Annotated in this window: 20 protein-coding genes; 7 read left to right on the top strand and 13 right to left on the bottom strand. The window is 64.5% G+C overall.

Features of this window, described 5'->3' with window-relative positions:
• The gene (gltB, locus tag AB6B38_RS10170; protein WP_371392741.1) at positions 1-4,515 is read right to left on the bottom strand and encodes a glutamate synthase large subunit; all 4,515 of its coding nucleotides are present in this window, start codon (positions 4,513-4,515) and stop codon (positions 1-3) included.
• A complete protein-coding gene (locus AB6B38_RS10165) occupies positions 4,512-5,948 on the bottom strand; it encodes an NAD(P)-dependent oxidoreductase (protein WP_371392740.1) in 1,437 nt (478 codons plus the stop codon). Before AB6B38_RS10165 ends, gltB begins: the two co-directional genes overlap by 4 nt.
• A gap of 232 nt (positions 5,949-6,180) precedes the next feature.
• Between AB6B38_RS10165 and AB6B38_RS10160 the strand changes: the two genes are divergently transcribed.
• From AB6B38_RS10160 to AB6B38_RS10135, 6 genes are all read left to right on the top strand, one after another.
• On the top strand, positions 6,181-6,381 hold the full coding sequence (locus AB6B38_RS10160) for a bacterioferritin-associated ferredoxin (RefSeq protein ID WP_188450640.1): 201 nt from the start codon (positions 6,181-6,183) through the stop codon (positions 6,379-6,381).
• A 121-nt stretch (positions 6,382-6,502) separates the two neighbouring features.
• The gene (gene bfr, locus AB6B38_RS10155; protein ID WP_371392739.1) at positions 6,503-6,979 is read left to right on the top strand and encodes a bacterioferritin; all 477 of its coding nucleotides are present in this window, start codon (positions 6,503-6,505) and stop codon (positions 6,977-6,979) included.
• Between the two features lie 403 nt (positions 6,980-7,382).
• A complete protein-coding gene (locus tag AB6B38_RS10150) occupies positions 7,383-8,261 on the top strand; it encodes a hypothetical protein (protein ID WP_371392738.1) in 879 nt (292 codons plus the stop codon).
• Positions 8,258-9,025, top strand: coding sequence for a DUF2796 domain-containing protein (locus tag AB6B38_RS10145; RefSeq protein ID WP_371392737.1), 768 nt, complete (start codon positions 8,258-8,260; stop codon positions 9,023-9,025). Before AB6B38_RS10150 ends, AB6B38_RS10145 begins: the two co-directional genes overlap by 4 nt.
• Before the next feature lie 66 nt (positions 9,026-9,091).
• The gene (locus AB6B38_RS10140) at positions 9,092-9,616 is read left to right on the top strand and encodes a DUF3299 domain-containing protein (protein WP_371392736.1); all 525 of its coding nucleotides are present in this window, start codon (positions 9,092-9,094) and stop codon (positions 9,614-9,616) included.
• Positions 9,617-9,908: 292 nt separating this feature from the next.
• Positions 9,909-10,472, top strand: coding sequence for an acyloxyacyl hydrolase (locus tag AB6B38_RS10135; RefSeq protein WP_371392735.1), 564 nt, complete (start codon positions 9,909-9,911; stop codon positions 10,470-10,472).
• On the opposite strand, the gene AB6B38_RS10130 is transcribed toward AB6B38_RS10135, so the two are convergent.
• Entirely contained in the window at positions 10,469-11,044 is a 576-nt protein-coding gene (locus AB6B38_RS10130) for a hypothetical protein (RefSeq protein ID WP_371392733.1), read from the bottom strand. The two genes, AB6B38_RS10135 and AB6B38_RS10130, sit on opposite strands and share 4 nt — an antisense overlap.
• A 124-nt stretch (positions 11,045-11,168) precedes the next feature.
• Between AB6B38_RS10130 and AB6B38_RS10125 the strand changes: the two genes are divergently transcribed.
• A complete protein-coding gene (locus AB6B38_RS10125) occupies positions 11,169-12,461 on the top strand; it encodes an adenylosuccinate synthase (RefSeq protein WP_371392732.1) in 1,293 nt (430 codons plus the stop codon).
• On the opposite strand, the gene AB6B38_RS10120 is transcribed toward AB6B38_RS10125, so the two are convergent.
• From AB6B38_RS10120 to ffh, 10 genes are all read right to left on the bottom strand, one after another.
• A complete protein-coding gene (locus tag AB6B38_RS10120) occupies positions 12,458-13,612 on the bottom strand; it encodes an FAD-dependent oxidoreductase (protein WP_371392731.1) in 1,155 nt (384 codons plus the stop codon). The genes AB6B38_RS10125 and AB6B38_RS10120 overlap by 4 nt on opposite strands.
• 58 nt (positions 13,613-13,670) lie before the next feature.
• Positions 13,671-14,753: a glycerophosphodiester phosphodiesterase family protein gene (locus AB6B38_RS10115; RefSeq protein WP_371392730.1), complete on the bottom strand. Its 1,083-nt coding sequence runs from the start codon at positions 14,751-14,753 to the stop codon at positions 13,671-13,673.
• Between the two features lie 157 nt (positions 14,754-14,910).
• Positions 14,911-15,294, bottom strand: a complete 384-nt coding sequence (gene rplS, locus AB6B38_RS10110) for a 50S ribosomal protein L19 (RefSeq protein WP_371392729.1) — start codon at positions 15,292-15,294, stop codon at positions 14,911-14,913.
• On the bottom strand, positions 15,291-15,995 hold the full coding sequence (trmD, locus tag AB6B38_RS10105) for a tRNA (guanosine(37)-N1)-methyltransferase TrmD (RefSeq protein ID WP_371392728.1): 705 nt from the start codon (positions 15,993-15,995) through the stop codon (positions 15,291-15,293). Before trmD ends, rplS begins: the two co-directional genes overlap by 4 nt.
• 47 nt (positions 15,996-16,042) lie before the next feature.
• Positions 16,043-16,684 carry a hypothetical protein gene (locus AB6B38_RS10100; protein ID WP_371392727.1) on the bottom strand — a complete coding sequence of 214 codons (642 nt, stop codon included), beginning with the start codon at positions 16,682-16,684 and terminating at the stop codon, positions 16,043-16,045.
• A gap of 9 nt (positions 16,685-16,693) precedes the next feature.
• On the bottom strand, positions 16,694-17,335 hold the full coding sequence (locus AB6B38_RS10095; RefSeq protein ID WP_371392726.1) for a hypothetical protein: 642 nt from the start codon (positions 17,333-17,335) through the stop codon (positions 16,694-16,696).
• A gap of 9 nt (positions 17,336-17,344) precedes the next feature.
• On the bottom strand, positions 17,345-17,986 hold the full coding sequence (locus tag AB6B38_RS10090) for a hypothetical protein (protein ID WP_371392725.1): 642 nt from the start codon (positions 17,984-17,986) through the stop codon (positions 17,345-17,347).
• 79 nt (positions 17,987-18,065) lie between these two features.
• Positions 18,066-18,590 (bottom strand): ribosome maturation factor RimM, encoded by a 525-nt coding sequence (gene rimM, locus AB6B38_RS10085; protein ID WP_371392724.1) that lies wholly within the window; start codon positions 18,588-18,590, stop codon positions 18,066-18,068.
• A gap of 138 nt (positions 18,591-18,728) precedes the next feature.
• Complete coding sequence (gene rpsP, locus AB6B38_RS10080) at positions 18,729-19,256, bottom strand: 30S ribosomal protein S16 (RefSeq protein ID WP_371392723.1); 528 nt, start codon at positions 19,254-19,256, stop codon at positions 18,729-18,731.
• A gap of 29 nt (positions 19,257-19,285) precedes the next feature.
• Positions 19,286-20,812 carry a signal recognition particle protein gene (gene ffh, locus AB6B38_RS10075; RefSeq protein ID WP_371392722.1) on the bottom strand — a complete coding sequence of 509 codons (1,527 nt, stop codon included), beginning with the start codon at positions 20,810-20,812 and terminating at the stop codon, positions 19,286-19,288.
• Positions 20,813-20,876: the final 64 nt, after the last annotated feature.

The raw sequence follows: 20,876 nt of genomic DNA, 5'->3' as shown, positions 1-20,876 counted from the left end.
TCAAGCCTTCGCTTTCGCCACCCCGCCGCTCTCCACATAGCCTGCCTCGAAGGGGCGGACATGGCGGATGGCGCGCTTGCGCCGTTCCCAGTCGGCCAGTATCGCCGCGCCGTGGCGTGAGCCGGTGGCGGCGACATGGGCCTCGATCAGCGCCCGGCAGCGCGCCTCCGCCTCGCCGTCGAGATCGCTGACGAAGACGGTTTCCGCATTCAGGCGCGGCTCCAGCCGGTCATCCTCATCCAGCACGAAGGCTTCCCCGCCGGTCATGCCGGCGGCGAAATTATCGCCCACCTTGCCGAGGATCACAGCCGTGCCGCCGGTCATGTATTCGCAGCCATTGGCCCCGCAGCCCTCGACCACGACCGTGGCCCCGGAATTTCTCACCGCAAAGCGCTGGCCGGCCCCGCCCGCGGCATAAAGCGCGCCGGAGCTTGCCCCGTAGAGCACGGTATTGCCGATGATCGCGTCGCCCGGTGCCTCGCGCGTACAGCCACCAAAGGGCCGGATGGCGATAACGGCACCGGACAGGCCCTTGCCGACATAGTCATTGGCATCGCCTTCCAGCTCGATACGCAGACCCTTGGCGGCAAAGGCGCCGAGCGACTGACCGGCAGAGCCGTTCAGATGAAGCGTGAGCTGACCATCGCTCAGCCCATCGGGGCCGAACTTGCGCACGATGGCCGAAGAGACGCGCGTGCCGACCGCGCGGTCAGTGTTCCGCACGTCATAGACTAGCTGCATCTTCTCACCGCGTGAGAAGACGGCGCTGGCGTCCTTGAGGATCTGCTCATCGAGGCTCGGCGCGACCGCATTGCGCTGGGTGCGCGTGGAGCGCGGCGGGCGGGCATGGGGATCGACCCGCACCAGCAGCGGATTAAGGTCAAGATCGTCGAGATGTTCCGCACCCCGGCTGACCTGATCGAGCAGGTCCGCGCGCCCGATCACGTCTTCAATGGAGTTTGCGCCGAGCCTTGCGAGAATCTCGCGCGCATCGCGGGCAATGAACGTCATCAGATTGACGACATGGTCGGCGAGGCCGGTAAAGCGCTTCCTCAGCTCATCGTCCTGGGTGCACACGCCGACAGGGCAGGTGTTGGAGTGGCACTGGCGCACCATCAGGCAGCCGAGCGCCACCAGGCTGGTCGTGCCGATGCCGAACTCTTCCGCGCCCAGCATGGCGGCGATCACCACATCGCGGCCCGTGCGGATGCCGCCATCGGCGCGCAGGGTGACGCGCTCGCGCAGGCCGTTGAGGGAGAGCACCTGATGGGCTTCAGACAGGCCGAGCTCCAGCGGCGCGCCGGCAAACTTGATCGAGGTCTGGGGGCTTGCGCCCGTGCCGCCGACATTGCCGGAAATCAGGATCACGTCGGCATGCGCCTTGGCGACGCCAGCCGCCACCGCGCCAACACCGGCCGCGCTGACGAGCTTCACCGCCACGCGGGCATCGGGGTTAATCTGCTTCAAGTCATAGATGAGCTGGGCCAGATCCTCGATGGAATAGATATCGTGATGCGGCGGGGGCGAGATCAGCGTCGTGCCGGGTACGGCATGGCGCATTTTCGCGATAAACTCGGTCACCTTGAAGCCGGGCAGCTGGCCGCCCTCGCCGGGTTTGGCCCCTTGCGCGACCTTGATCTCTATCTCGCGGCATTCATTGAGGTATTGGGCCGTCACGCCAAACCGCCCCGAAGCGATCTGCTTCACGGCGGAATTCATATTGTCGCCATTGGGCAGAGGCTTGTAACGGGCGGGATCCTCCCCGCCCTCGCCGGAGACGGATTTGGCACCAATCCGGTTCATGGCGACGTTCAGCGCGCCATGGGCTTCGGGCGACAAGGCGCCAAGGCTCATGCCGGGCGTGACAAAGCGCTGGCGTATCTCGTTGACGCTCTCGCAGGCCGAGATGTCGATGGCCGGACCCAAGGCACGCATATCCAGCAGGTCACGCAGCTGGATGGGCGGCTTGGCCGCCTGCAGCTCCACGAACTGGCGGAAGGCGGCATAGTCCTCATTGCGCACGGCTTTCTGCAGGGCGGTGACGCTTTCGGCCTCCACTGCATGCACTTCGCCGGAGCTACGCTGGCGGTAGAAGCCGCCGACGGGCAGGCGCACCGCGCCTTCTTGTCCCCACGCCCAGCGGTGCAGCTCGGCAAGCTTCTGTTCAAGGCCGGAAAGGCCGACGCCCGAAATGCGGCTCGTCACCCCGCCGAGATATTCCGAGGCCACCGCGCGCGAGAGGCCGAGCACCTCGAAATTGCACCCGCCCCGATAGGATGAGATGACCGCAATCCCCATCTTGGAGAGGATTTTCATCAGCCCGGCATCGAGCGCCTTCTTCATCTGGAAGGCGCGCTTTTCCGGTGTCAGCTGGCCCAGCCCGCGCAGGGTGCGCGTCACCACGGTTTCAAAGGCGACATAGGGGTTCACTGTGGTGGCGCCGAGGCCGATCAGCACCGCGCAGGCATGGGCGTCCATCGCATCGGCGGCGCGTACATTCAGCGAGACATGGGTGCGAAGCCCCTCGCGCGTCAGATGCGTGTGGGCAGCCCCGACCGCGAGCGCCATCGGCACCGCGCAGCGCTCCGGCCCCAGAGCCTCATCGGTGAGGATGAGGTGCTGTGCCTTGCCGTCGCGTACTGCGGCGGCTGCATCGGCGCGGATACGGTCCAGCGCATCGCGCAGCCCTGTGCCGTCGCCGGATGCGTCTTCAAGCGCGAAGGTACAATCGATTTCGGCCACGCCCTCGCCCAGCACGCCGCGCAGGCGCTGATACATGCCATTGGTGAGGATCGGGCTGTCCAGCACGAACACGTCGGTCTGTGTCTCGTCGCTGGCGAGGATGTTTCCGAGGTTCTTGAACCTCGTTTTCAGGCTCATCACCCGGCCTTCGCGCAGCGGGTCGATGGGCGGGTTGGTCACCTGCGAGAAGTTCTGCCGGAAATAGTGATAGACGGGCCGGTAGCGCGTGGAGAGCACGGCAAGCGGGCTGTCATCGCCCATGCTGCCGATGGCTTCCTTGCCGTCCTCGGCCATCGGCGCAAGGATGATCTCGATATCTTCCAGGGTGAGCCCGGCTGCGGCCTGACGGCGCGCGCGCATCGCCTCGTCCCACAAGACCGGCTCCGGGCCGGGGCCAACTTCCGCTTCAATGTCGCGGATATTGGATAGCCATTCGTCGTAGGGGTGCTTGGCGGCCAGATGGTCGAGTATCTCATTGGCGTCATAGAAGCGCCCGGCATCGAGATCTACCGCCACCATGCGTCCCGGCTCTATGGAGCCGCGCCGTGCCACGCGTGACTGGGGCAAAGGCGTCATGCCGGTTTCAGACCCGACCACCAGCAGATCGTCATGGGTGCGCAGCCAGCGCAAGGGCCGCAGGCCATTACGATCGAGCCCCGCCACCGCCCAGCGCCCGTCACAGGCGGCCAGCGCCGCGGGACCGTCCCACGGCTCCATCACAGAGTTGCAGTGTTCATAAAGCCCGCGCCAGCGCGCCGGCATGATGTCAGCCTTTTTCGACCAGGCTTCAGGGATGAGGAGGGCCTTGGCCATGGGCGCGGTGCGGCCCGCGCGGACCAATACTTCGAACACCTGGTCGAGGGCGGCTGAGTCCGATGAGCCCGCCTGGATGACGGGTTTGACCACATCTTCGGCGTCGGCAAAGGCTTTGGACGCCATGAGAATCTCATGGCTCTTCATCCAGTTCACATTGCCCTTGAGCGTGTTGATCTCCCCATTATGGGCGAGCATGCGGAAAGGCTGGGCGAGCCGCCATTCGGGGAAGGTGTTGGTCGAATAGCGCTGGTGGAAGATCGCAAAGGACGAGACGAAGCGCTCGTCTTTCAGGTCCGGGTAGAAGCGGTCAATGGCTTCGGCCAGGAACATGCCCTTGTAGATGATGTCGCGCGTGGAGAGCGAGGCGATATAGAAGCCCGGCAAATTCTCCTCGCGCGCGCGCTTTTCGATGCGCCGGCGCACGATATAGAGCTGACGGTCGAGGATATGGGCTTTCTTGCCGCGCGGATCGTCAAACAGGATCTGTTCGATGGCGGGCCGGGTGGCATTGGCTTTTTCACCCAGGCAGGACGGATCAACCGGGGTCTGGCGCCAGCCATAGAGGCGGAAGCCTGCGCGCAGGATTTCAGTTTCGACAATGGTGCGCCCGCGCTCCTGCGCGGCAAAGTCGGTGCGCGGCAGGAAGATCATGCCCACGGCGACCGGGCCTTCGCCGGGTACATGGCCGGTGCGCGCCACCTGCTCCTTGAAGAAGTCCTGCGGCACGCCGACACGCACGCCCGCCCCGTCGCCCGTCTTGCCATCGGCATCAACCGCGCCGCGGTGCCAGACGGCTTTGAGCGATTTGATCGCCAGCTCCACCACTTCGCGGCGCGGCTGGCCGTCAATGGCGGCGATAAGGCCCACGCCGCACGCATCGCGCTCGGAGGCCGGGTCGTAGCTGCCCGCCTCGATCAGGCGCTGGCGGCCTTGCAGGTATTGCGTGATCTCGTTCATTCGGCAGGCTCCAGCTCGCGCGTCTGCCCTTCGGCAACGCGCGCCATCAGATCGGTGTGGATGGTGGTGGCGGCGTCCTGGCCATCCTTTATGGCCCAGACCACCAGAGACGCGCCGCGCACAATGTCGCCGCCGGCATAGACGCCGGGTATGCTGGTGCGGCAGCGCTCCGTCACGCGCACGGTGCCGCGCGGGGTCAGCACAGGGCCACCCCCGCCGCAGGCCGTATCCATGTCTTCGGCCTCATAACCCAGCGCCGCGATGACCAGATCGCCGTCCATTTCGGTTTCGGTGCCTTCCAGCGCGACCGGCTGGCGGCGGCCATCCGCGTCAGGTGCGCCGAGCCCCATGCGCTGCACACGCACGCCGGACAGCTTGGTGGCATCGCCTTTGAGCGCCAGCGGCGCGGAAAGCCATTCAAAGACCACGCCCTCTTCCTCGGCATGGGTCACTTCGCGCAAGGAGCCGGGCATGTTCTCCCGGTCGCGCCGGTAGAGGCAGGTGACACTCGCCGCGCCCTGACGGATGGCCGTGCGCACACAGTCCATCGCCGTATCGCCGCCGCCAATGACGACCACCTTGCGGCCTTTGGCCTGCAGGCGGGCTTCATCGGCAATCGTCTCGCCAAATCCGCGCCGGTTGGAGGCGATGAGATAGTCCAGCGCCGGGATCAGGCCCTCACTGCCAGAGCCGGGGCAGGTGAGCGCGCGCGCCTTGTAGGTGCCGATGGCGAGGAACACCGCGTCATGGCGCTCGCGCAGCTCATCAAGGCTCACATCTTTGCCAAGCTCGGTATTGAGCTGAAACGCCACGCCGCTCTGTTCGAGGCGCTGCGTGCGCCGTTCCACGACCGATTTGTCCAGCTTGAAATTGGGAATGCCATAGACCAGCAGCCCGCCCGCGCGGTCATGGCGGTCATAGATGGTGACGGAATGGCCCTGCTCACGCAGACGCTCTGCTGCGGCAAGGCCCGCCGGGCCAGCACCCACCACTCCTACAGAGAAGCCGGTTTCGCGCTTCACCCGGATGGGTTGTATCCAGCCCTCTTTCCAGGCCGTCTCGGTGATGTGGGTTTCGACCGCGCCAATGGTGACCGCGCCATGGCCGGACTGCTCGATCACGCACGCGCCTTCGCACAGGCGGTCCTGCGGGCAGATGCGGCCACAGATTTCCGGCATGGTGGAGGTGGCGCTGGAGCGCTCCCACGCCTCTTCCATGCGCCCTTCCGCCGCCAGCATCAGCCAGTCTGGAATATCGTTATGCAAGGGGCAGCCCGACTGGCAGAAGGGTACGCCGCACTGTGAGCAGCGCGCCGCCTGATCGGCCCCGGCCTTCGGGTTGAAGGGCGCGTAAATCTCGTCGAAATCGCCGCGGCGCTTGGCGGCGGGGCGCTTGGCAGGGTAGCTCTGGTCCAGCTCTGTGAAACGGAGCATGGCGCTCTCCTTCGCGGCGAGAAACAAATGAAGGCGGTTGTCCGGCGCGCGTCAAACATCGTCGCGCTTTGTCCGTACAAGTGCTGCATTGCAACATGAAGATGACACTTCCGCAAGCGGTCAGAATGACGTGCCTGAACGACGTAATTGACAATCATTCGCAGGTGTGGGACATGCAAATGCGAATGCGTCGCGATAAGGCGCTTTCCCGGCATCAAAGGTTCGCCCGCCCATGTATGTGTGCATCTGTAACGCCCTGAAATGCTCGCAGTTCCGCGAGGCCGCGCAAGGCGGCGCGCAGGACGTGACGAGCGCGTTCAAGGCGTGCGGGGCCAAGCCGCGCTGCGGGCGCTGCTTTGAAGAAGCGGCGAGCCTGATCGAGCAATCGCTCGCGCCGATGGAGCCGATGCCGCACGCCATCGCCGCCGAATAGGCTCCGCTGCAAACGCCTCTTAGAAACAAAAGCAAACAAAATCAGGGGCTTGGGCTTTCGCCTCCGCTCTCTATCCTGTAGTCTGTGGGCAAATCAGGCAAACAGGCAGGAGGCGAGGGCCATGAAAGGCGATAGCGGCGTTATCGAGCATCTCAACAAGGCGCTCAAACTGGAGCTGACCACGGTCAACCAGTATTTCCTGCATGCCCGCATGTTCAAGAACTGGGGCTTCAACAAAATCGCGAAAATCGAGTACGAGGAATCCATCGACGAGATGAAGCATGCCGATATGCTCATCGACCGTATCCTCTTCCTCGAGGGCCTGCCCAATGTGCAGGATCTGGGCAAGGTGATGATCGGCGAGACGCTCAAAGAATGTCTGGAGCTCGATCTCAAGGCCGAGCTGAAAGCCCACCCGGTCTACAAGGACGCCATCGCCTATTGCGAGGAAGTGCGTGACTATGGCTCACGCGATCTGCTGGAAGTGATCCTGAAATCGGAAGAAGAGCATATCGACTTCCTCGAAACCCAACTCGAACTCATCGGCCGCATCGGCGAGGACCGCTATATGCAGTCCATGATGGGCGATCAGGAGTAGGTTCGCGCCATTCTCTGACCACCCCTTGTCATCACCCGCTTCATGCGGGTGATCCATGCCTGCAACGTGATGTCCTCCCCCGTTTACGGGGGAGGTGTCAGCGCAGCTGACGGAGGGGGGAGTTTGTTTCGTGCAATCCCCCCCCCCCCCTCGCCCCTTTCAGGGGCACTCCCCCCGTAAACGGGGGGAGACACCATGGGTGGCCCGGACACCCGCCTGCGCGGGCGCAGGCCAGCCGGGCCATGACAGTCTGCGGGTCTCCCGCTCTCCCCACAGCTTTTTCACCCGCCCCGCCTTGCCAGCGCGGCGCTGAACCGCTAAATCCAGACCTCGTTACAGAATAACATTACGGCAGCGCGCCCGATGGCGCTGATACTGCCGGTCTGGAGCCGTTTTGGACTCGGTGACGCTCACCTTCGTATTTGCCCTGCTGGCCGCAGGCGTGGTCCTGATCACGCTTGCCGGCATGCGTGTGGCTGCAGGGTTTACGCGCGCGCACTCGCCGCTGCTGGCCGCGTTTTCCGCCGGCCTGCTGCTCACCATTGCCGTCCTTCACCTGATCCCGGAATCGCTCGCCGGTTCCCCGATAGCGGTGTGGATGATCGGGGCCGGTCTGGTGATGGGCCTGGTCTTGCGCCGGGCTGCGGGCCTGTTTGCGCCGGACCGGGAGGCCGCTGCCGCGCTCGCGCCCGTGCTGGCGATTGCGCTGCACGCCGCCTTTGACGGGCTGACCTACACGATTGCCTTCGCCTCGGACTCCTTTTCCGGCCTGGCGGCTGGTGCGGGCCTGCTGCTGCACAAGCCGGCTGATGCGGCGGTGTGCTTCATCCTTCTGCAGCGCGCCGGGCTAAGCGATGGCCGCGCCGCGCTCTGGTCCTTCCTGGCGGCGGGTGTATCCACGCTTGTTTTTGCCGGGGCTACTGCGCCGTTTGCAGGCGCGCTGTCGCCTGCGCTGGTGGCCGGATTGCTGGGCCTTGCTGCCGGGGTACTGATCCATGTGGCCGCCGCCCATCTTCTGGTCCACGCGCGTACAGGGGGGCTTCGCCGCGCCGTGCCGATGGTGGTGCTGGGCATTGTCGCGGCCACGGGCCTGACGGCGGCGCACAGGGCCGGACACGATCACCATCATCATCACGCCCACGACCATGATCATGCCCATGAAGACGCGCTGGTCATTTCCGCCGCGCCGCATTTTGGCCCCGTAGGCGGTCCAGCCTCGGTCCGGAACGGCGATGGGCACACAAACGTTCATCGTGTGAGCCAATCAGGAGAGCAGCCATGAAACGCCTCGTCCTCGCCACGCTTCTTGCCGGCACCGCCCTGACCGCCCCTTCCCTGGCGCAGGACCACGAGCACCGCCATGCCGGGACGCATGTTCACGGGCTTGCCGAGCTGGCTGTTGCGATCAATCCGGACGGCACGCTGGTCGCGGAGCTGGAAAGCCCGCTTTATAATCTGATCGGCTTTGAACGCGCGCCGCGTAACGCGGACGAGTATGCGCTGGTGGCGGCTGCCATCGCGGCGCTTGAGGGTGATGCCCGCCCGGCCTTCAATGCCGAGGCCGGATGCAGCCTCACCGAAACACTGCTTGAGGGTTTCCCGCCTGCCGAAGCCGATTCCGGTGATCACGATCACGACCATGAGCATATGGACCATGATGGCGAGGAGCCGCATGACCATGACCACGATCATCACGGGCATGACCATGATGAGGCGGATCACGATCACGCATACGATCACGCACACGACCATTACGGCGATCACAGCGAAGCCGAAACACCTCCCGACGACCACGCCCATGACCATGGGCATGGCCACAGCCACAGCCACAGCCACAGCCATGGTGACGGCGAGCGCCGCTATTCTGACGGCTTTGTGACCTGGACCTATGCGTGCTCTGCGCCCACCCGGCTTACCCGTGTGGACACCGGTGCGCTGTTTGACGGATTTGACCGTCTTGAGCGCGTAAACATTCAGTTTTTCGACGGCACGCGCAGTGCGTCGGACACGCTCACCGCGTCCTCGGCCAGGCTCTCCATTCGTTAATTGACGTTATATTATAACGTGTAAGCGGCACTTGCCGCGCGGGGCGCGTGTGCACACATTCCGCGCATGGTTATACGTGCGCTTGTGATCGGTCTCTTTTTCGCCGCCAGCCTGCCGGCGGGTACTGCCCGTGCGGGTGATGGCGATGCTGCGCGGTCCATTGTCTGGGCCGATCTGCTGCCCGAAGGCGAGGGCGAGCGGCTTGCCCGTCTGCAGCAGATGCAGGCGATGGAAATGGGGTTTGACCATTTCGGCACCGAGCAGTTTCCGCAGATCATGAGCTTTGCTGCCGTCGAGGAGCTGGATGGCCAGCGCGTGCGGCTTGGCGGCTATATCCTGCCGTTTGACTATTTTTCCGGCGGACGGGTGACCCGCTTCCTGCTGGTGCCTTATGTGGGTGCGTGCATTCACGTGCCGCCGCCGCCGCCCAACCAGCTGGTCTATGTGGAAACATCCGAGCCGGTGGAGGTCGCCGGCCTGTGGGATCCGATCTACGCCGAAGGGGTGATCCGCGTGCAGCGCCAGGACACGGATCTGGCCGCTGTGGCCTATACGCTGGAGCTCGATGCGATAATTCCCTACCGGCCGTGATCGTACTCCGCCGCGCAATTGCCCCATTAACGCACATTAACCGCCATTCTTGACCGCTAGGCATGGGTGGCCGGAGATGCCGACTCCGGCGAGGCGCACCCTCGTGAGCACCAATCTTGCGAAGCGTGTGCCGGGATCCGCCCGGATGTCCCAGCGCGGCACACAAATCGCACTGAGGGGGGCGATGGAGCGCCGGCGCGGCGCCGTGGCGGGTCCCACCTTGCGTCCAACAGGCCGCTTTTCCTTCCTTGCATTCCGCCATATGGTGAACCCGTTCAACCGGGGGATTCCCATGCGCACGTCGTTAATTGCTGGCCTTCTGGCCTTGTCCTTCTCCGCTGGTATGGCGCAAGCCCAGATCAGCGAAATCCGGCTGGGCGTCGTCGCCCATGATCTGGCCCGCAGCATCGAGGACGGGGTGCAGATAACCGGGCAGGTCGTGTTTGACAGCCCGGACTTCCTGTCCCCGGTCTGGTCGCCGCGCCCCTATCTCTATGGCTCGTTCAATTCGGCCGGGAACACCAATCTGGGCGCGGCGGGCTTCCTGTGGACCGGGCATTTTTCAGAGAACTGGTCGGTGGATGGCGGTTTTGGTGTCGCCTATCACGACGGTGTGCGTGACGTATCGCAATTGCCGCCCAATGATCCCGATCGTATCCGCCTCGCAGGCTCACGTGCCCTTCTGGGCTCGCGCCTGCTGTTTCATACCCAGCTTGGCCTCGACTATGCCGTGACGCCGAGCGTTGCTGTAGGCGTCTATTACGAGCACTTCTCCAACGGCCAGATCCTCGGCCAGGGCCGCAATCAGGGCCTTGATGAGGTTGGCGCGCGGATCAGCTGGCGCTTCGGGCGCTAGCCGTCGAACGCGTCTTCGCCAAGCTCCGGCCCCATATCGTTCATGCCGGGCTCGGCTCCGTTGGGGTCGTTCTCGGGGCGGACATAGGTATAGGCCCGCAAAATGCTCCATGGCTGGCCGCTGCCATAGCGGATTTCCTGCTTGTGGATCATCGTGCCGTCATCGCGCGCCGCCCAGCGGGACCGTACCGGCATCTCGCTGCCATCGGCTTCGGTTAGCAGGCCCTCCATGGCCAGCACGCCGTCCGCGCCGAGCGGGCCGGACATCTCCACGCTGGCATCATCCATGGTCGCGCGCTCGATCCACAGACCGTCCTGGCTGTTGAGGCCGAGATTGCGGTGCGGGCTGAACATTTCGCCCTGAACCGCCAGCTCCACCGCGCCGCAGCCATCCCCGTCGAGCACGAAATAGCGCTGGCCGGCGAAGCTTCCATCCCATGCATAGGCGTTCCAGCTGCCGTTCACGAAAGCAAGCTCTTCCAGCTGGCTGGTGTCGCATTGTGCGCTGGCCGCCGAGGCAAGCAACGCAGTGCCCGCCAATGCCGGTCCGATAGTCTGGATATGGAATTTCATGCCTTTCTCCCATTTATCGCTTGCGGAAAGCCAAGCCTGATTCAGGGCTAGCGGCCAACCGGGCTTGCCCCGGTGCCAAGGGGCGTTTAAGCCGTCATTCCGCATATCAAGCGGAGTTTCTCTCATGGCCAATGTAGTCGTCGTCGGCGCCCAGTGGGGTGACGAGGGCAAGGGCAAGATTGTCGACTGGCTGTCCTTGCGGGCCGACGTGGTGGCGCGCTTTCAGGGCGGTCATAATGCCGGTCACACGCTGGTCGTGGACGGGGTAGTCTACAAGCTGTCGCTGATGCCCTCCGGCGTCGTGCGCGGCAAGCTCTCGCTTCTGGGCAATGGCGTTGTCATCGATCCGTGGGCTTTCCTCGCCGAGGTGGAGAAGGTCCGCGCGCAAGGTGTCGCCATCACGCCTGATCTGGTCAAGATCGCCGAGACGGCGGCGCTGATCCTGCCCGTTCACCGCGAGCTTGATGGCTTCCGCGAGAATCGCGATGACGGCATGAAGATCGGCACGACGCGCCGGGGCATTGGCCCTGCCTATGAGGACAAGGTGGGCCGCCGGGCCGTGCGCGTGATTGATCTGGCCGACGAGCAGGGCCTGCGCGCCCGCGTGGCCGACCTGCTCCATCACCATAACGCGCTGCGCCGTGGCTATGGCGAGGCGGAATACTCTGCTGACGAGCTGGTGGCCTCATTGCTGGAGATCGCGCCGAAAATCCTGCCCTATGCCGCGCCGGTCTGGCGGCTGCTGGATGAAGCCATCGCCGAGGACAAGAAAGTCCTCTTTGAGGGCGCGCAAGGTGCGTTTCTGGACGTGGATCATGGCACCTATCCTTTCGTCACCAGCTCCAACACGGTTTCAGGCCAGGCCGCAGCCGGTACAGGCGTTGGCCCCGGCAAGACCGGCTATGTGCTGGGCATAGTGAAGGCTTACACCACGCGCGTGGGCGAAGGCCCGTTCCCGACCGAGCTGACCGACGAGACCGGCCGCCTGATCGGGGAGAAGGGCCATGAGTTTGGCACCGTCACCTCCCGCCAGCGCCGCTGCGGCTGGTTTGACGCGGTACTGGTGCGCCAGTCTGCCAAGATCAACGGGCTCAATGGCATCGTGCTGACCAAGCTGGATGTGCTCGACGGATTTGAAACGCTTAAAGTCTGCACCGGGTATGAGCTCGACGGGAAGATCATTAACCGTCTGCCCGCCTCCACTGCCGATCAGGCGCGCGTAAAGCCCGTCTATGAGGAGATGGAAGGGTGGAGCGGCTCCACCAAAGGTGCGCGCTCCTGGGCTGATCTGCCCGCAGAGGCGGTGAAATATGTGCGCCGTATCGAGGAGCTGATCGAAGCACCCGTTGCCATGGTCTCCACCAGCCCGGAGCGCGAGGACGTGATCCTGATGCAGGATCCGTTCAGAGCGGCCTAACCTCCCACCCTCTCAATCCCGGCAAGCCGCCTTGCAATACGGGCGTGGCCTTCCAGCTGGCGGGCGGCCTCGGCGGCAGAGGGGTTGGTGTCGGCCAGATCAAGGTCCGTGGTGCCGCCGAGCACGACCGAGCTGCGGCGCGGGAACATGTAGAGTATCCCGCCCTCCCACGCGCTATAGGCATAGTCGAGCTCCGGCTGCGGCAGCAGCATGGTCAGCTGGCCTGCCATGGGCCGCAACTGGTCGTCGCCGAAGAGATCGCGCGCACCCAGCCCCGTGCAGTTGACGATCACGCGCTCGGAGAGGCGCGAGACATCTGATGGCGTTTCGAAACGGGCCGTCACGATGCGCCCGCCTGCATTCTCGAAATCGTCCATCAGGGCGCGCAGGTAAATGTCCGGATCGATCATCAGAACGTGGTTCTCGACTACGCTCGGATAGCCGAACCAGCGCTCCGGGTCAGTATGGCGGACAAGGCCAGGATAGAGATGGTCGAGCGGCTGCGGCTCGCGCGGCGCGTCTGGCGTGCGCAGCGAAAAATCATACTGGCGCAACCAATACACCCCGTAGCGCGGATCGTTGGCATAGTGCTGGAAGGCGCGCTGGCTGACGCGTGCGGCATCCACAAAGCGCGCCACAAAGCCCTCGTCCACGGCGGGGCGGCGATAGAGGCTGGACGGACCCCAGACCGCGCCTGCGATGTTGGAGGTGGTGTGGGGTGGCAGCGCGTCTGCATAGATTGTCACGTCCATGCCCCGGCGGCGCAGCAGAAGCGCGGTTGTCAGCCCGATCACGCCGCAGCCCAGCACGGCGACAGAGCGCTCATTGGTGGCGGCCAGAAGCGCGCGCTCGGCCTCGGCGGCGGTGCCCCAGCTCATCGTCACGCCCGCGCCGCCATGGCCATAGTGATGGACCAGCGTCTTGCGCCGGTCAAAGCGCTCGGCGCGCACCACATAGCCCGTCTCACGGAAAGGTCTCAGCCCCACCACCTGACGGATGATGCGGCGCGCGGAGATGTCCGCGGGGATGAAGTTTGGCGGCTGATTGAGCGAAGGCGTGCGTGCGCCTGCCTGGCCAGCAGAGACCAGAGGCGCGGCGGCAAGGCCAAGCCCTGCGCCGGACAGAAGTTTCAGGGCGGAGCGGCGGTCCATGGGCTGGCCTCACGAGGATGTCGAAGACGCCAAACCTGCCCTGTGCCCAGCAAAAAATCTATTGAGCGTTCAGCATTTCCTCGCGGATGCGCACGGCTGTATCGGGAAAGTCGGTGAAAACGCCGTCCACGCCAAGCGCGAGAAGCGCGCGCAGCTCGTCATCTGTATCGCCGTCGGCGAGCAAGGAAGGCCGGTCATCGCGGTGCGTCCAGGTGTGGACCACCAGACCCAGCGCATGCGCGCGTTCGAGATAGCCGGTGCTGGAGCCGTCCGGGTTCAGCAGCAGGCCCTTATAGGGGCCGATGGCATCGGCGAATTCGGCCACCTGCTCCAGGCTGTAGCCATTCATATCGCCGCCTTCCTCATCACCATAGTGCAGCATGGCCAGCGGCAGCGGCGTCATCGGGCGCAGGCGTTCGAGAAACGGCGCATCGAAGGACTGGATGATAACCAGCGAGTCTTCGGTATTGAGGCCGCGCGCCTCCAGCTCTGCGATGAGGATGGGGGCCGGATCAAGCCCCATGGCGGTATGTTCGGCTGGCAGCTTGATTTCCGGCTCAACCGGGATTTCACAGCCGCAGCGCGCCTCCATGCCTTCCACCATGTCGAGGAAGTCGCCAAAGGTCATGACCGGGAAGCGGTCATTATGCTCCTGCGGGCGGTCGGGGAAGACCTGCCGGGCGTTGAGCGATTGCAGCTCCTCGGCGGTGAAGTCCATCACCCACCAGTCATTGCGGCCCATCAGCTCGCGGCGGCGGTCGGCAAATTCCTCGCGGGTTTCCACATCGGTAGAGGTGGAGAGCCAGGGGTCATGGCGCACGATCAGCACGCCATCGCGCGAGACCATCAGGTCAGGTTCGAGAATGTCCGCGCCCTGCTCGTTGGCGAGCTGGAAGGCGGGCAGCGTATGTTCGGGGAAATATCCGCTGGCACCCCGGTGGGCGATGATGGCGGGCAGCTCGCCGGTCAGTGTGGGGAAGGTGCCGATCTCGCCAGCATCCTCGGCCAGTTGCCCTGAAATCGCGTCAGGCGCGCCCTGGGGCGGGGGCATGTCCCCGGCGGGCGGCTCGTCTGCCGGATTGCAGGCGGCGAGCGCTACGAGCAGGGCAGGCAGGAGAAGACTGGTGCGCAGGAATGACATGAGGCCCCCCAAGGCTGAATCCGCTTCGGCCGGAAGACTAGCCGGTATGGCGTGCCAGTGGCAGTGACAAATCCATGACGGGCGGTGCGGGCTGCCGCCACGAAAAACGCCCATCGGCAACGATGGGCGTTCCTGCATTCCGGCGATGCCGAAAAGATTAGTCGCGGCTCTCGATGCCGTGGCCCGAGGTGCGCTCGGCGATACGTGCGGATTTACCGCGGCGGTCGCGCAGATAGTAGAGCTTGGCGCGGCGCACATGGCCCTTGCGCTTCACTTCAATGCTTTCCACCAGCGGGGAATAGACCGGGAAGACCCGCTCGACACCTTCGCCAAAGGAAATCTTGCGCACGGTGAAGCTCTCATTGAGCCCGCCGCCTGAGCGCGCGATGCACACGCCTTCAAAGCGCTGGACGCGCTCGCGCTCGCCTTCGCGGATGCGCACGCCCACGACCAGCGTGTCACCGGCGGAAAATTCCGGGAGCACTTTCTCGCCAAGAACGCGCGCGGCTTCTTCCTGCTCGAGCTTCTGAATGAGGTTCATCTCGTCTCTCCATCCCGCCGCTGATATCTCTCCCAGAGATCCGGCCGGCGGTCCTTCGTTGCCTGTTCTGCCTGCTCGCGCCGCCAGTGAGCGACCTTTCCATGGTCGCCGCCCAGCAGCACTTCGGGGATCTCCTGCCCCTCCCACACCCGCGGGCGGGTGTATTGGGGATATTCGAGGAGATCACCCTCGAAACTCTCGTCTTCGGTCGAAGCCATCTTGCCCAGTACGCCGGGGATCAGCCGCACGCACGCCTCGATGAGGTATTGCGCGGGTATCTCTCCACCGGCAAGGACGGCATCGCCGACGCTTACCTCTTCCATGCCGCGCGCCTCGATGACCCTCTGGTCGAAGCCTTCAAAGCGCCCGCATACCAAAATCACGCCCGGCCCTTCCGCCCACTCCCGGACCATGGTCTGGGTGAGCGGTTTGCCGCGCGGTGTGAGGCAGATCAGCGGGCGCGCATTGCGTTCCACACTGTCTACCGCCTCCGCAATCACATCCGGGCGCAGCACCATTCCAGGGCCGCCGCCAGCGGGGGTGTCATCAACGGAGGCGTGCTTATGACGGGAAAATGCGCGGATGTCCACCGTCTCTAGCGCCCATTTGCCCTCTTTGAGCGCAGTGCCGATCAGCGACACGCCAAGCGCGCCGGGAAAGGCGTCCGGATAGAGAGTGAGAACGGTGGCGGTGAAGGTCATGGGAGGGGGTGTATGCGCCAGCAGGCGCAAAGGGGCAAGGGGCGCCGCTACCCGCCGTCGCACAAATTGGGAAGGGCGGATGGATCGGGTGGCGGCGCGGGCTGCTCGAGCCGCCTTCCCGGCATTACTATGACCGTGGCGTGGGCTGACACCTGTTCATCCAGACAGTACCGGACATCGACAGGCGCGAACCGATAGCGTCCGGCAGTTTCGCGCATGGCGCCGGTGAGCAGACGGATGACGAAGGTGCTGTTGTGATTACTGATGCACTGCACGTCAGGCGCGGGGTCAACGCCGTTTGCCGCAGGACGCAGAGCGAGCGCGCACAGCATGTGACGGGCGCCATTTTCAACGGCGCGGGGAGGGAAGGCCGGGACGCCTCTGACAAGAACCTGACCGAGCGACGGTCTCCATGCACCGCCCTGCCCGCGCTCCATCAGTAGTGTATCGGCTGTTTCGTGATAGGTCCGATTGCCCCGGTTGGTGACGCGCTGATGCGGCAATGGCAAATCCACCCTGGCAATCGCGGCTTCGGCGGCAGACTGGATGGCGCCGGCATCCGCGTGATCTGCCGGGCACTCAACGGTGAAACCAGTTGGCCCCTGATCGCGGATATCGTCCCCCAGCGCCGTCAGAGCGCAAGTAACAGGCTGGGAAGCGGTCAGAGCGATTGCCAGTATCAGGATCATCGTGGCCGCCTATCCCGCTTCGCAGAGGTTTGGCAGCAAGTCCGGATCGGGAATGGCAGGGGGTGGTTGCCGACGCCGGGTAGCGGGGTAGGTGGGCGTGGCGCTCGTCAAAAGCTGGTGATTGAAGCAGTATGGCACAGGGACAGGTGCAAAACGCCATAAGGATGCGGCCTGTGTCATGGATGCCCTCTGATGGCGCTCAACAAGGTCTGTCGAAACATCGCTGATGCAGGCCACTCCCGGCTGCTGATCCACCCCGCTTGCATCTGGCGTAAAAGCTAGCGCACACAGCATGTGGGCCGCGCCTTGCTGGATGGCCTGGCGGGGTACCCAAGGTATCGCCCGGACCATTGGCTGGGCCAGCGCAGGACGCCACGACCCGTTTCCCAGTTGCATGGTCAACTCGCTTGCAGCCCAGAGCCTGGGCGGCGGATTTCCGTCTTGGCGACCAGGGCGCGGCAAGGGAAGAATTATCGCGGCAATCGCGGCTTCGGCGGCAGACTGGATGGCGGCCGCATCTTCGTGATCTGCCGGGCAGGCCACAGTGAAGCCGGTGGGTCCGTGTTGCGGGATGTCATGGCCTTGCGGGGTGAGGTCGCACACCACCGATTCGGATATCAGCGCCAAGGCACTTGCCAGTATCAGGATCATCGTGGCCGCCTATCCCGCTTCGCAGAGGTTTGGCAGCAAGTCCGGATCGGGAGCGGGAGGCGCTTCCTCCTGCTCGCCGGTGGCCCGGTCCAGCTGGGTGGCGGCAATCTCGAAGCGCCTGTCGTCGCAGTAAGAGGCGTTAACAGGCGCAAAGCGCCAGAGAGGCGCCAGTTGCATCATTGCTGCGGTTTGCTGGCGTACGACCGTATCTATTGCGGGGTTGCTGATACACGCTGTATTCGGCTGCGGATCCGCCCCGTTGGCACCGGGCGTAAATCCGATCGCGCAGAGCATGCTGACCGATCCTCGCGCGGTGGTCCGCCCGGACAGTACAGGCGCTGCCTGCACCAGTGCCTGCGCGGGGGCAGGCTGCCACGAGCCGGCCTCCATCTGCATTCGCATCTGGCGGGCTGCCCGGAGCATGGGCGGTGGATTTCCGCCCTGACGGCGCAGGCGTGGCAATGGCAGATCCATCGCGGCAATCGCGGCTTCGGCGGCAGACTGGATGGCGGCCGCATCTTCGTGATCTGCCGGGCAGGCCACAGTGAAGCCGGTGGGTCCGTGTTGCGGGATGTCATGGCCTTGCGGGGTGAGATCGCACACCACCGATTCGGATATCAGCGCCAAGGCACTTGCCAGTATCAGGATCATTGCGCAGCCCCCTTGCAACTTGCGGAGGAAGACTAGGTGGGTGGAGGACGCAGGCGCAAGCGCGAAAACAAAACTGGCGCTAATTCTCCACGCCTTCATCGCCCGCATCGATTGTCTCGGGCGGGTTGATGACGAGGCGGGACTTGGCGATCTCCACCACCGGCACCGCCTCGCGGGTGAAGGGGATGAAGAGCGCGCCTTCGGGGGTGGTAAGCTCCAGTATGTCGCCCGCGCCGAAATCATGCACGGCCTTCACCCGGCCAGCGGGCGCGCCGTCCAGATGCTCGGCCGAGAGGCCGATCAGGTCTGAATAGTAGAACTCGTCCTCGCCCGGTTCGGGCAGGGCAGAGCGGGGGACATGCAGGAGCGTGCCCTTCATCGCCATGATCTGCTCGCGGGTGACGGGCTCATTAAAGGAGACGATCACGGCCTCACCGCCCGATGAGCGGGCGGTTTTCGGCGTGAGGATCGCCTTGCCGTCCTTATCGAGGAACGGGCCGTAAGAGGCGGTATTGGCCGCGTCGCCAAAGGCGCGCAGCTTCGCCTCGCCCCTCACCCCATGGGCGCCCACAATGGCGGCAATGACGATGAGGGGGTTGGTCATGGAAGCATCATCACATCTCGTCATTCCGGAAGCCCTTCGGATGAAGGGCTGTCCGGAATCCAGTTCATCAGTTCACGCCGACAGATGTCAGCAGCGGCTGGATTCCCGCCTGCGCGGGAATGACGAAGTTCAGGCTGATTAAGCCTTTTCTTCTTCAGCCGGGGCTTCCTCGGCAGCTACCTCTTCGGCCGGTGCTTCAGCAGCAGCTTCCTCGGCAGCCGGCGCTTCTTCAGCGGCAGGTGCTTCTTCAGCAGCGGCTTCTTCGACCACTTCCTCAGCTACTTCTTCAGCAGGCGCGGCCTTGGCTTCGGCTTCAGCGGTCTTTTTGGCTTCTTCCTTCTCGGCGCGCTCGGCAGCACGCTCCTTGGCGGCCTGGCCCGGCTCGGCCTTTTTCGGGTTATTGCCCGCTTTCCACTCATAGAGCCCTTCAGCGGCGAGGAAGCGCGCGACGCGGTCGGTCGGCTTGGCGCCTTTCTTGATCCAGGCGGCGGCTTTCTCGGCGTCGAAGGTCACGCGCTCGGCATGGTCTTTCGGCAGCATCGGGTTGTAGGAACCGATACGCTCGATGAAGCGGCCATCGCGCGGATCGCGGCTGTCAGCCACGACGATGCGATAGTAGGGGCGTTTCTTGGCGCCCGCGCGGGCAAGACGGATTCTAACGGCCATTGTGACTAGTCCTTTTGGAGTTGAAACGATTATTTTTTCTTCGGGAAGCCGGGCGGCAGGCCATCAGGCCCCAAAGGTGCGCCAGTGCCCGGCAGGCCCGGCAAACCACTTAATCCCGCTGGGGATTTTCCTTTCAGGAGGTCATCGGCAGCGCCTCCGAGGCCGCCACCCATGCCGCCCAGACCGCCGCCCATGCCAGCGCCCATTCCGGGGGGCATGCGCCCGCCCGGCATACCGGGAAGGCCCTTGCCCTTGCCGGCGCGCTTCATCATGTCGGCCATCTGGATGTGCATTTTGAGAAGCCGGTTCACCTCCGGCACGCCGACGCCCGCGCCGGCCGCGATGCGCTTTTTCCGGCTGGCTTTGAGCAGGTCCGGCTTGGCCCGTTCCTGCGGCGTCATGGAGAGGATGATGGCTTCCTGGCGCTTGAGCGCCTTGTCATCAAACCCGCTGGCGGCGGCCTGCGCCTTCATCTGCTTGTTCATGCCCGGCAGGAGGCCCATGATGCCGCGAAGCCCGCCCATTTTCTGCAGCTGGACCAATTGATCGCGCAGATCATTGAGGTCGAACTTGCCCTTGGCCATCTTCTTGGCGAGGGCTTCAGCCTTCTCATGGTCGATCTCGGCGGCGGCTTTTTCCACCAGCGAGACGATGTCGCCGCGCCCGAGGATACGGCCCGCAAGGCGCTTGGCGTCAAACGCATCGAGGCCATCGATCTTTTCTGACGTGCCGAGGAATTTGATCGGCAGGCCCGTGACCCAGCGCATGGAGAGGGCCGCGCCGCCGCGCCCGTCACCATCCATGCGGGTGAGGACAAGCCCGGTCAGTTTCAGACGCTCATTGAAGTGCTTGGCAGTTTCCACCGCGTCCTGACCGGTCAGTGCATCGGCGACCAGCAATATCTCGCGCGGACGGGTTTCCGAGGCGATCTTCGCCGCCTCGCCCATCATTTCCTCGTCGAGCGTGGTGCGGCCCGCCGTATCGAGGATGACGACGTCAAAGCCCTGCAGGCGCGCTGCGCTCATCGCCCGGCGCGCGATCTCGACGGCTGTCTGGCCCGCGACGATGGGCAGGCTGGGGACGCCCGCGCGCTCGGCCATCTGGGCGAGCTGCTCCATGGCGGCCGGGCGGCGCGTGTCGAGCGAGGCGACGAGCACCTTCTTCTTCTCGCGCTCGGCAATGCGCTTGGCGATCTTGGCGGTGGTGGTGGTTTTACCGGAACCCTGCAGGCCCGCCATCAGGATGGCAACCGGCGGCTCACCTTCAAGCATCAGGCGCTCAGGTTCGCTTGTCCCGCCCAGCAGCTCCACCAGCCCGTCATGGACGATCTTGATGACCTGCTGGCCGGGCGCGACCGAGCGGATGACCTGCTCGCCAATCGCCTTTTCACGGACCTTGGAGACGAAATCCTTCACCGCAGGCAGGGCGACATCGGCCTCGAGCAGCGCCACGCGGATTTCGCGCAGCGCCGCGTCCACGTCCTTTTCAGACAGCGCGCCCCGGCCGGTGATCCGGTCGAATACGCCTGACAGTCTTTCGCTCAGCGCGTCGAACATGTTGCTGTCCAAACCCTTGGTCTGCATACCGCGCAAACGCAAAACCACCCCGCCGGGCGAGCCT

Source organism: Glycocaulis abyssi, from assembly GCF_041429775.1.
GTDB classification, from domain to species: domain Bacteria; phylum Pseudomonadota; class Alphaproteobacteria; order Caulobacterales; family Maricaulaceae; genus Glycocaulis; species Glycocaulis abyssi.
Note: the sequence above shows the minus strand (reverse complement) of the source record. Positions and strands in the feature narration are given on the sequence as shown.

Excerpts from the sequence above, each read along its gene's own strand:
- trmD (WP_371392728.1), bottom strand. The coding sequence starts at position 15,995 with ATGACCTTCACCGCCACCGTTCTCACTCTCTATCCGGACGCCTTTCCC.
- AB6B38_RS10095 (WP_371392726.1), bottom strand. The coding sequence starts at position 17,335 with ATGATCCTGATACTGGCAAGTGCCTTGGCGCTGATATCCGAATCGGTG.
- AB6B38_RS10115 (WP_371392730.1), bottom strand. The coding sequence starts at position 14,753 with ATGTCATTCCTGCGCACCAGTCTTCTCCTGCCTGCCCTGCTCGTAGCG.
- bfr (WP_371392739.1), top strand. The coding sequence starts at position 6,503 with ATGAAAGGCGATAGCGGCGTTATCGAGCATCTCAACAAGGCGCTCAAA.
- AB6B38_RS10165 (WP_371392740.1), bottom strand. The coding sequence starts at position 5,948 with ATGCTCCGTTTCACAGAGCTGGACCAGAGCTACCCTGCCAAGCGCCCC.
- ffh (WP_371392722.1), bottom strand. The coding sequence starts at position 20,812 with ATGTTCGACGCGCTGAGCGAAAGACTGTCAGGCGTATTCGACCGGATC.
- AB6B38_RS10100 (WP_371392727.1), bottom strand. The coding sequence starts at position 16,684 with ATGATCCTGATACTGGCAATCGCTCTGACCGCTTCCCAGCCTGTTACT.
- AB6B38_RS10145 (WP_371392737.1), top strand. The coding sequence starts at position 8,258 with ATGAAACGCCTCGTCCTCGCCACGCTTCTTGCCGGCACCGCCCTGACC.
- AB6B38_RS10160 (WP_188450640.1), top strand. The coding sequence starts at position 6,181 with ATGTATGTGTGCATCTGTAACGCCCTGAAATGCTCGCAGTTCCGCGAG.
- AB6B38_RS10120 (WP_371392731.1), bottom strand. The coding sequence starts at position 13,612 with ATGGACCGCCGCTCCGCCCTGAAACTTCTGTCCGGCGCAGGGCTTGGC.
- AB6B38_RS10130 (WP_371392733.1), bottom strand. The coding sequence starts at position 11,044 with ATGAAATTCCATATCCAGACTATCGGACCGGCATTGGCGGGCACTGCG.
- rplS (WP_371392729.1), bottom strand. The coding sequence starts at position 15,294 with ATGAACCTCATTCAGAAGCTCGAGCAGGAAGAAGCCGCGCGCGTTCTT.
- rpsP (WP_371392723.1), bottom strand. The coding sequence starts at position 19,256 with ATGGCCGTTAGAATCCGTCTTGCCCGCGCGGGCGCCAAGAAACGCCCC.
- AB6B38_RS10125 (WP_371392732.1), top strand. The coding sequence starts at position 11,169 with ATGGCCAATGTAGTCGTCGTCGGCGCCCAGTGGGGTGACGAGGGCAAG.
- AB6B38_RS10135 (WP_371392735.1), top strand. The coding sequence starts at position 9,909 with ATGCGCACGTCGTTAATTGCTGGCCTTCTGGCCTTGTCCTTCTCCGCT.
- rimM (WP_371392724.1), bottom strand. The coding sequence starts at position 18,590 with ATGACCAACCCCCTCATCGTCATTGCCGCCATTGTGGGCGCCCATGGG.
- gltB (WP_371392741.1), bottom strand. The coding sequence starts at position 4,515 with ATGAACGAGATCACGCAATACCTGCAAGGCCGCCAGCGCCTGATCGAG.
- AB6B38_RS10140 (WP_371392736.1), top strand. The coding sequence starts at position 9,092 with ATGGTTATACGTGCGCTTGTGATCGGTCTCTTTTTCGCCGCCAGCCTG.
- AB6B38_RS10090 (WP_371392725.1), bottom strand. The coding sequence starts at position 17,986 with ATGATCCTGATACTGGCAAGTGCCTTGGCGCTGATATCCGAATCGGTG.